Source organism: Herbaspirillum sp. B65, assembly GCF_000333555.1.
Lineage (GTDB): Bacteria > Pseudomonadota > Gammaproteobacteria > Burkholderiales > Burkholderiaceae_D > Herbaspirillum > Herbaspirillum rubrisubalbicans.
The window spans coordinates 1-5,367 of the sequence record NZ_BADI01000715.1 but is presented as its reverse complement, the minus strand read 5'-3'; the positions used below and the strand labels follow the sequence as shown (position 1 = coordinate 5,367).

6 protein-coding genes and 1 pseudogene are annotated in these 5,367 nt (G+C 60.1%); 5 read left to right on the top strand and 2 right to left on the bottom strand.

What is annotated here, in order from left to right:
• Positions 1-290, bottom strand: a pseudogene (locus I5W_RS16840) (isocitrate/isopropylmalate family dehydrogenase); the annotation flags it as partial.
• A 238-nt stretch (positions 291-528) separates the two neighbouring features.
• On the opposite strand from I5W_RS16840, the gene I5W_RS16835 reads away from it, so the two are divergent.
• From I5W_RS16835 to I5W_RS16825, 3 genes are all read left to right on the top strand, one after another.
• Positions 529-1,089: a pseudouridine synthase gene (locus I5W_RS16835; RefSeq protein ID WP_044530085.1), complete on the top strand. Its 561-nt coding sequence runs from the start codon at positions 529-531 to the stop codon at positions 1,087-1,089.
• A gap of 200 nt (positions 1,090-1,289) precedes the next feature.
• A complete protein-coding gene (locus tag I5W_RS16830) occupies positions 1,290-1,478 on the top strand; it encodes a hypothetical protein (RefSeq protein ID WP_017453641.1) in 189 nt (62 codons plus the stop codon).
• Positions 1,479-1,656: 178 nt separating this feature from the next.
• A complete protein-coding gene (locus tag I5W_RS16825; protein WP_017453640.1) occupies positions 1,657-2,118 on the top strand; it encodes a DUF192 domain-containing protein in 462 nt (153 codons plus the stop codon).
• A gap of 115 nt (positions 2,119-2,233) precedes the next feature.
• On the opposite strand, the gene rpsT is transcribed toward I5W_RS16825, so the two are convergent.
• On the bottom strand, positions 2,234-2,500 hold the full coding sequence (rpsT, locus tag I5W_RS16820; protein ID WP_006463174.1) for a 30S ribosomal protein S20: 267 nt from the start codon (positions 2,498-2,500) through the stop codon (positions 2,234-2,236).
• Between the two features lie 329 nt (positions 2,501-2,829).
• On the opposite strand from rpsT, the gene murJ reads away from it, so the two are divergent.
• Positions 2,830-4,383 (top strand): murein biosynthesis integral membrane protein MurJ, encoded by a 1,554-nt coding sequence (gene murJ, locus I5W_RS16815; RefSeq protein ID WP_044530084.1) that lies wholly within the window; start codon positions 2,830-2,832, stop codon positions 4,381-4,383.
• A 90-nt stretch (positions 4,384-4,473) separates the two neighbouring features.
• Positions 4,474-5,322, top strand: a complete 849-nt coding sequence (locus tag I5W_RS16810) for a SirB1 family protein (RefSeq protein ID WP_026052185.1) — start codon at positions 4,474-4,476, stop codon at positions 5,320-5,322.
• Positions 5,323-5,367: the final 45 nt, after the last annotated feature.

The window sequence follows — 5,367 nt, the reverse complement described above, 5'->3', positions numbered from 1 at the left end:
TATTGCTGAGCACCCTCCAGGGTTTCATCAGGCAGCCAGACATCCTGGCCATACAGCTTGGTGGCCTTCTCGCCGGCATAGATTTCCATCCAGTGGATCTTGCGCGCACCGCCATACGCCTTGGCCACGGCCGCATCCACCACTTTCAACATCACCGGCGTGACGTCCACGCCCACGCCATCACCCATGATGAAGGGAATGATGGGATTGTTCGGGACATTGAGGGTGTCATCGGCATTGGCAGTGATCTTGTGCCCTTCGGCAGGCACCTGGATATGTTGGTACGACATCGTGTTCTCCGACGGTTGAAGCGGTGGCGTTAGAAAGCATCAGCGGCAGTCCGGGTGCAGGGGTGGCAGAGCACCCTTGCCTGAATTGCCATGCAAGCGGGGAATTTTAAGAGATTTCCGGGTTTCCAGCCTGAAAAATCCAGAATCGACCATTTAAGTCTTATATAAGACATAGGACATATGCAATCGATTATGCAACAGGATTTTACGCAATGCCATCTTTTTGCGACACTAAGGCATGTCCCTGATCCTCTTGAACAAACCCTTCGGCGTGATGAGCCAGTTCTCGGCCCATCCCCAGCGCCAGACCCTGGCCGATTACCTCGACATTCCCGGCATCTATCCCGCCGGCCGGCTCGATGCCGACAGCGAGGGCCTGCTGCTGCTCACCGACGATGGCAAGCTGCAGCACGCCATTGCCCACCCGCGCCGCAAACAGCCCAAGACCTACCTGGCCCAGGTGGAAGGCCTGGCCAGCCCGCAAGCGCTGCAACGGCTGCGCGATCCGCTGGACCTGGGCGACTTCGTGACCCAGCCCAGCGAGGCCAAGCTGATCCAGGAACCAGCCTGGCTATGGCCACGCAATCCTCCCATCCGCCAGCGGCAACACCTGCCGACCAGCTGGATTGCGCTGACCATCAGCGAAGGCAAGAACCGTCAGGTACGCCGCATGACGGCGGCCGTCGGCCTGCCCACGCTGCGCCTGATACGCATTGCCATCGGGCCGTTTTCGCTGGCCACGCATCCGGTGATGCCGGGCGAATGGCGCGAAGTCGATCCACTGGAGCTGGAAAAATAGACCTGGAACATGCAGAGCTTCATGAAGAGTGGCCTATCTGACAACCATGCCATTCCCAAGCCTGCACAATTTTTCGAGAATTCCGATAAAAAAGATCGAAACCGGTGTCAACCTTCATACGCGCCCATCGTTATTGGCAGTGATTCGCACGAATCATCGTTTGCCTCACATCCCTAACATGTTGAATTGAAGGACGCAAAATGAAAAAATTGATCGCCGCTCTGATCGCTGGTCTGTTCGCAACTGCTGCTTTCGCACAAGCTCCGGCCGCTCCGGAAGCGCCGAAGGCTGAAGCCGCTGCTCCGAAGGCCAAGAAGGCAAAGAAGGCCAAGAAGGCAAAGAAGGCTAAGAAGTCCGCAGCCGCTCCGGCAGCTGACGCAGCCAAGTAATTCGCGTTTGGCAATTCAAAAGGCAGGCTAGTCCTGCCTTTTTTCATGCCCGCTCGCTTCGTGCAGGGCTGCATTTCTCCCCACCTCATCCAGCCGTCCCGCAAGGCGCGTGCACACCCTGCCCCGCTGCTGCTATCCTGCTTGCCTTGCCTGACTCCACCCACGATTGATAATGAACATGCGCCAATCTTCACTTTCCCGCTTCTTCATGACCAGCGCCGCCGCCCTGCTGGCCGCTGGCTGCCTTTCCAGCGCCAGCGCGCAGACGCCGCAGGTACGCAAGTTTCCCACCACCCAGCTCAATATCGGCATCCACCTGATCAAGGCCGAAGTGGCCCAGACCGAGGCCGAGCGCGAGCAGGGGCTGATGTTCCGCGAAAAGATGGGCGACAACGAGGGGATGCTGTTCCTGTTCGGCCAGCCGGCCGGCGTGTGCATGTGGATGAAAAATACCCTGATCCCGCTGTCCGTGGCCTTCATGGATGAAAAAGGCTTCATCATCAACATCGAGGAAATGAAGGAACAGACCCTGGATTCGCACTGTGCCAAGCGCGCAGCGGTCTATGCGCTGGAAATGAACAAGGGCTGGTTCAAGCAAAAGAACATCAAGCCCGGCAGCAAGGTGGAAGGCCTGCCCTAAGGAGAACTGCGAGTCAGTCGTACCAATGCAAAAAAACCGCTTAGCAATAAGCGGTTTTTCTTGTACTGCAGTCTGAAGCGGGCGCTGCCGCGCTTCAGTTCAAGACCAGGAGCAATTAAGCAGCCAGGGCCTTCAGGGCAGCAGCCAGGCGGCTCTTGTGGCGAGCAGCCTTGTTCTTGTGGATGATCTTCTTGTCGGCGATGCTGTCGATGGTCGACACGGAAGATTGGAACACGGAGGTTGCTGCAGCCTTGTCGCCGGCAGCGATGGCCTTGCGAACTGCCTTGATTGCGGTGCGCAGGGTCGAGCGCTGGCTCGAGTTGTGAGCGTTTTGCTTGACTGCTTGACGAGCACGCTTACGTGCCTGTGCGGTATTTGCCATGAAAATTATCCTAAATCGAGAGTCGTTTGCGCCGCAAACCCCTAGGACTCGCGATGCCAAATTCTGTAAAGCATCGGATTATAACGAGATTTACCTGACAAGGCAATCAACTTGTCCGCTTCTACCGTAAACCCGACGCCATCCGTTGCGATACCGCCCCACACCGCTCCGCTGGCCTCGACCATTTCCGTAAAGAAATTCATGTCAACCCGCGAACTTGGCCCCAACAGACGCACTCTACTGCGCCAAACTTCATATCCACCTCGCCATCGCCTTACCCACCGCCGATTGCGGCCGCCGCCGCCAGCCCCCCGCTATAATGCCGCACCATGAACTTGCATAAAACGCTAGCCGCCATCTCCGGCATGACGATGCTCTCGCGCATCAGCGGACTGGTCCGGGAAATCCTGTTTGCCCGCACCTTTGGCGCTTCCGCCTATACCGACGCCTTCAACATCGCCTTCCGCATTCCCAATCTGCTGCGCCGCCTGTTTGCCGAGGGCGCCTTCTCGCAGGCCTTCGTGCCCATCCTGGCCGAATACAAGAACCGTCGCGGCCACGACGAGACCAAGCACCTGGTGGACCACGTGGCCACCGCCCTGATGTGGGTCATGCTCATCACCTGCATAGTGGGCATCGTGGCCACGCCCTTCGTGGTCTATTTCATCGCCACCGGCCTGCAATACGACCCGGACGCCTTCCACGCCTCGGTGCTGATGACCCGCATCATGTTCCCCTACATCGGCTTCATGGCCTTCGTGGCGCTGGCCGGGGGCATCCTGAACACCTGGAAGGAGTTCAAGATCCCGGCGGTCACCTCGGTGTTGTTGAACGTTTCCTTCATCGTCGCCTCGCTGTTCGTGGCGCCCTTCATGGCGCAGCCCATCTATGCCATGGCCTTTGCCGTGCTGGTGGGCGGCATCCTGCAGGTGGCCATCCAGATCCCCGCCTTGATCAAGGTCGGCATGTTGCCGCGCCTGTACTGGAACCCCATGCTGGGCCTGCGCGACGCCGGCGTCAAACGGGTCTTGCAGAAGATGGGGCCGGCCGTCTTTGCGGTCTCGGCGGCCCAGATCAGCCTGATGATCAACACCAACATCGCCTCGCGCCTGCAGCATGGCAGCGTGTCCTGGCTGACCTATGCCGATCGCCTGATGGAATTCCCCACCGCGCTGCTGGGTGTGGCGCTGGGTACGATCCTGCTGCCCAGCCTGTCCAACGCCCATGCCGCCAATGACATGGAAGAATACTCGGCCCTGCTGGACTGGGGCCTGCGCCTGACCTTCATGCTGGCCATGCCGGCTGCCGTCGGGCTGGCCACGCTGTCCGAACCCTTGACGGCCACCCTGTTCCACTATGGCCGTTTCGATGCGCTCTCGGTGACCATGGTCGGCCACGCCCTGGTGGCCTATGGCGTCGGCCTGCTGGGCCTGATCCTGGTCAAGATCCTGGCGCCCGGCTTCTATGCCAAGCAGGATATCCGCACACCGGTGATGATCGCCGTGGGCGTCCTGATCGCCACCCAGGCCATGAACAGCCTGTTCGTGCCGCTCTTCTCCCATGCCGGACTGGCGCTGTCCATCGGCCTGGGCGCTTGCCTCAATGCGCTATGCCTGTTCATCGGTCTGCGCCGGCGCCAGATCTATGTGCCGCGTCCGGGCTGGGGCTTGTTCCTGGTGCGCCTGACCGGCGCCCTGCTGATCATGGCCGGAGTCGCGCTGTGGATGGCCGGCCACTTCGACTGGGTCGCTCTGCGCGCTCACCCCTTGTTGCGCATCGGAGCGCTGGTGCTGGTGCTGCTGGTGTGTGCGCTGGCCTACTTCGGGCCGCTGTTTGCGATGGGTTTCCGCCTGCGTGAATTCAAGCGCATCGCGCGCCGCTGAAGATGAGGCTGGGACCGCTCGCGACAAGAAATTTCATTGCCCAAGCAGCAGACCTGACGCAGCGCGCAATATTTTGATAGCATGGGTGTCATGACGCTCACCTCCCTCGACTATTTCGCTTCGCTGGTGCGCCAGGACGATTCGATTCCCTTGTTCGAATCCGCCTTGACGCTGGGACAGGATTTCTATCCCGAAATGGACTTCGCCGAGGAAGAAATGGCGCTGGACAACCTGGCCGCCAAGCTCAAGCAGCGCCTGCCCTCGGATGCCTCGCAGATCCAGAAGCTGCGCATGTTGAACCATTTCTTCTTCCAGGAAATGGCCTTCGCCGGCAACGTCAACAATTACTACGATCCCGACAACAGCTACATCCACCGCGTCATCTCGACGCGGCGCGGCATTCCCATCTCATTGGCGGTGGTCTATATCGAACTGGCCCAGCACATCGGGCTGGACATGAAGGGCGTGTCCTTCCCTGGCCACTTCCTGATGAAACTGTCGGTGCAATCGGGTGAAATCGTGCTTGATCCCATGAATGGCGCCAGCCTCTCGCGGCAGGAACTGGAAGAGCGGCTGGAACCCTTCCTGGCGCATCACCCGGAAGAAGACTTCGGCGATGAACTGCCGCTGGCGGCCTACCTGCGCGCAGCCCATCCGCGTGAAATCCTGGCGCGCATGTTGCGCAACCTCAAGGCCATCTTCATGGAAAGCCAGCGCTGGCAGCAAGTGCTGGATGTGCAGGAGCGCCTGGTGATCCTGCTGCCCGAGGAAATCACCGAAAAGCGCGACCGCGGCCTGGCCTACGCCAACCTGGGCCAGGCCCAGGCGGCGCTGGAAGACCTGGAAGCCTACCTGGCCCTGCGCCCCCATGCCGAGGACGCGCCCAACCTGCGCGAGATGCTGCCCGACCTGCGCGAAGCCTTGCGCAAGCCGAGCTGATCGTGCCGGCTTGCGGCCTTACTTCTTCCCCTTCGATTCTTCCCA